Annotated in this window: 3 protein-coding genes and 2 pseudogenes; all 5 read left to right on the top strand. The window is 31.6% G+C overall.

All coding sequences use genetic code 11. The annotated features are described in order from the left end of the window. The first annotated feature begins 514 nt into the window (after positions 1-514). Positions 515-853 (top strand): annotated as a pseudogene (locus tag N4A68_06845) (transposase). A gap of 490 nt (positions 854-1,343) precedes the next feature. Next, a pseudogene (locus N4A68_06840) lies at positions 1,344-1,934 on the top strand (DNA helicase). Continuing rightward, complete coding sequence (locus N4A68_06835; GenBank protein MCT4564022.1) at positions 1,934-2,347, top strand: hypothetical protein; 414 nt, start codon at positions 1,934-1,936, stop codon at positions 2,345-2,347. Before N4A68_06840 ends, N4A68_06835 begins: the two are co-directional and overlap by 1 nt. Before the next feature lie 112 nt (positions 2,348-2,459). Next, positions 2,460-2,642: a ribbon-helix-helix protein, CopG family gene (locus tag N4A68_06830; protein ID MCT4564021.1), complete on the top strand. Its 183-nt coding sequence runs from the start codon at positions 2,460-2,462 to the stop codon at positions 2,640-2,642. A gap of 139 nt (positions 2,643-2,781) precedes the next feature. Beyond that, a complete protein-coding gene (locus N4A68_06825) occupies positions 2,782-3,054 on the top strand; it encodes a hypothetical protein (GenBank protein ID MCT4564020.1) in 273 nt (90 codons plus the stop codon). Positions 3,055-3,314: the final 260 nt, after the last annotated feature.

Here is a 3,314-nt window from a genome sequence, read left to right as displayed (position 1 = left end):
CTAAATTTATTAAAGCAAATAAGTAAAACAAGTGTCAGAAAATACATCTAGGACCCACCATATGTGGAGACTTGTGTGTCGTTAAAGAGAAAATAATATTGATTAATAATTTTTAACTATATATGTATGTTGTGAGAAGCCTATTTTAAGGAAAGGTCAATTTAAGAGAAGATGGAGTTAAGGGATTTAGGGATGGTTAGACAAATACAATAGGAATTGATACAATTATATCATATGAAGATTAAATAAAAGATAAAGGAAAGGACTTATTTTCTAAATAGAAAGTAAGTCCTTCCTTAGGTTATAAGCTATTGATTAAATCTAAAATCTATCTAATTGAGGATTAAGAAAATATGTATTAGTAAATATAGGGTCAGGATGTATTAGAGGATGATTAGATAGGAAATTTTAAATTATAGAATTAAAGATTTGTTGAAATTACAATAGGTTGAGAGATTATGACGGTAATAAAAAATAGAGGTGGTGAGAATGTAGGTGTCGTAAGGGTTTAAGAGAACTAATGGCTCTTGAAGAAAAATGGGGTGAAAAGTATCCCTATGCTATCAAGAGTTGGGAGTCGAATTGGGATATCTTATCACCTTTTTTCAAATTTCCTTCAGATGTCAGAAGAATTATGTATACTACTAACATAATAGAAGGACTTCATCGCCAATTTAGAAAGGTAACAAAAACAAAATCCGTTTTTCCATCTAATCAGTCACTAGAAAAAATGCTCTATTTAGCTAGTCAGAACATAATGAAAAAGTGGACATTAAGATATAGAAACTGGGATGTAGTCCTTAATCAACTAATGATTTTCTATGGAGATAGATTATCTACATATGTAAAATAGTAGCTTTAAAGCTTTAACCTATACTTTTATCTTATCCTACAAATGGAGGTTTTTCATATGTTGCTTACGAAAGAATATTTAGAAGATTATTTTATGTGTAGAGGTATTCTTGCTTCAAAATAGCCTAAAAAAGCAATTATTAAGCCAGTATGGGCACCCCATAACGGATGATGATGGTCATGTATTTGAGTATACTGAGCAAGATATCTGTGAACAGATAAGGAAAATAGTTTTATAGAAATCAAAGCTTATCTTTTCAATTTAGATTTTTATTAAATGAAACTGATATTCCTTTTAAGAAATTGTTTAAAATATATTAAAAACAAGAAAACGGCAGGGCTTATATAACCAAGACTTAGGATAAAAGTATGCTTGAGCCGTATGTTGGGAAACCAACACGTACGGTTCTTAGGCGAGAAGGAGGGAGTAATCCCTCTGACTTAGCCGACAAAAGGTGGAGATAACATTAAAGCCTTACCTATCACTATAAATCCCAGTGTTCATAGAACGGCAAGAGCATATGATACAAAGGCAAATCAATGATTTAATCCACGGTATTGGTCGGTCTAAGTTAGAACAAGGACAGAACTGGTCAGTAAAGCAAATGGAATCAGAAAAGAAAAAATTAGAAGCTGAACTTAAGCGTTTACATGATGCCCCAAAGGACAATATTATTAACTTTGAGGAATTAGGTGTAGACGCTATTTATTTGGATGAAGCCCATTACTATAAGAATTGTGCTATCTTTTCTAAAATGCGTAATGTTGGTGGTGTAGGACAATCAAAAGCTAAAAAAGCCAGTGATATGCTTATGAAGCCCCAGTATATAGAGGAAATTAATGGTGGTGAAAAAGGGGTAGTATTTGCAACAGGAACGCCTATTAGTAATTCCATGACGGAGTTATTTGTCATGCAACGTTACCTTCAAAATAAGGCATTAAAAAGTAGAGGATTAAAGCACTTTGACAGTTGGGCAGCACAGTTTGGTGAAGTGGTATCCGCTTTAGAACTTGCCCCAGAAGGAACAGGTTATAGGATTAAGAGCCGTTTTGCTAAGCTTACCAATCTACCTGAACTTATTTGGTTGATTGGGCTTATCCATCATATAATATTTGTGAATTTAACGAAAAGACACTGGATATAAGACTTGATAATAAGTTAAGAATATCAAATGGAAAAGGACATAGAGCAATATTAGCAGCGGCTATGGTTATTTCACTTTTAGAGTACTGTACATCCAATAATTTTTTACATAATGGTTTTGTTATACTGGATTCGCCATTATTATCTCTAAAGGAGCGATCTAATGTAAAAAGTAATGAAATTGTATCAGACTTTATTGCAGATAATTTCTTTAAAAAACTAGCCCTAAAATCAGGAATCCAAATTATTATATTAGAAAACAAGGAGCCACCTAAAATTAATGATGGTAAAATTAATATAATAGAATTTACAAATGGTAATAAACCGGGGAGAAAAGGTTTGTTAGAATAGAAATGATTAATAGTACCTGCTTTTAAAGTGGGTATTTTCTTTATAAATAAGTTGACTTTTTGTCATGACAAATATATAATATTATTGTACTGGCATAAAGAGAGGTGAAGCAATGTCGCCAAAGAAAATTGGTCGTCCACCTTCTGAAAAACCTAAGAATATAAAATTACAAATTAGAGTAGACCAAGATACAATGGATATGCTTGATGAGTGTGTGGAAGAACTTAAAAGCAACCGCTCTGATGTAGTTCGTAAGGGAATAAAGAAGATTGCTGATGACCTAAAGGCAAAATAAAAGAAGCAGTGCCAAACCGCTAAACTTGAACACTGCTTCAATGAGCCTCTACAATAAGCAGAGGTAAATATATTATACATCTGATTATTGTGAAATTCAATGTAAGAATGATTTATTCATATAATTAAAGGAGGATTTTATGGAATCAGTAATAGAGCAATTATTTAATGGAGAAATTGACTCATTTGAAAATTTCACCCGAACAGACGAATATGAAAAAAGCAGTTCAGAAATTATTAAAATGGAAAACGAATTTTTACAGCAAATTAACCAAGAGCAAAGGCAAATATATAATAATCTATTGGATATTAAAGCACAGCATTCTGTGATAGAAACTAAAATTCACTTTGTTTATGGTTTTAAAATAGGATTTAAATTAGCCACTGAACTGTATGACGAAGATAATAACTAGGATATTGAGATGAAAATATATCTAAACGAATACAACCGTGAAGGTACATAAATTAACATTGACAATATGTCATATATAGCATATTATATTAGTAGGAGATGGTTATGTATACTATAAATTTTTACGAAAGCCAAAATGGAAAAGAACCAGTAAAAGAATTTCTTGAAAGCTTAGATACAAAGATGAAAGCAAAAGCATTAAGGGAAATAACTCTACTAAGAGATAACGGACGAGAACTAAGAGAACCCCATTGTAAACAT

Source organism: Maledivibacter sp. (assembly GCA_025210375.1).
GTDB lineage: Bacteria > Bacillota > Clostridia > Peptostreptococcales > Caminicellaceae > JAOASB01.
Note: the sequence above shows the minus strand (reverse complement) of the source record. Positions and strands in the feature narration are given on the sequence as shown.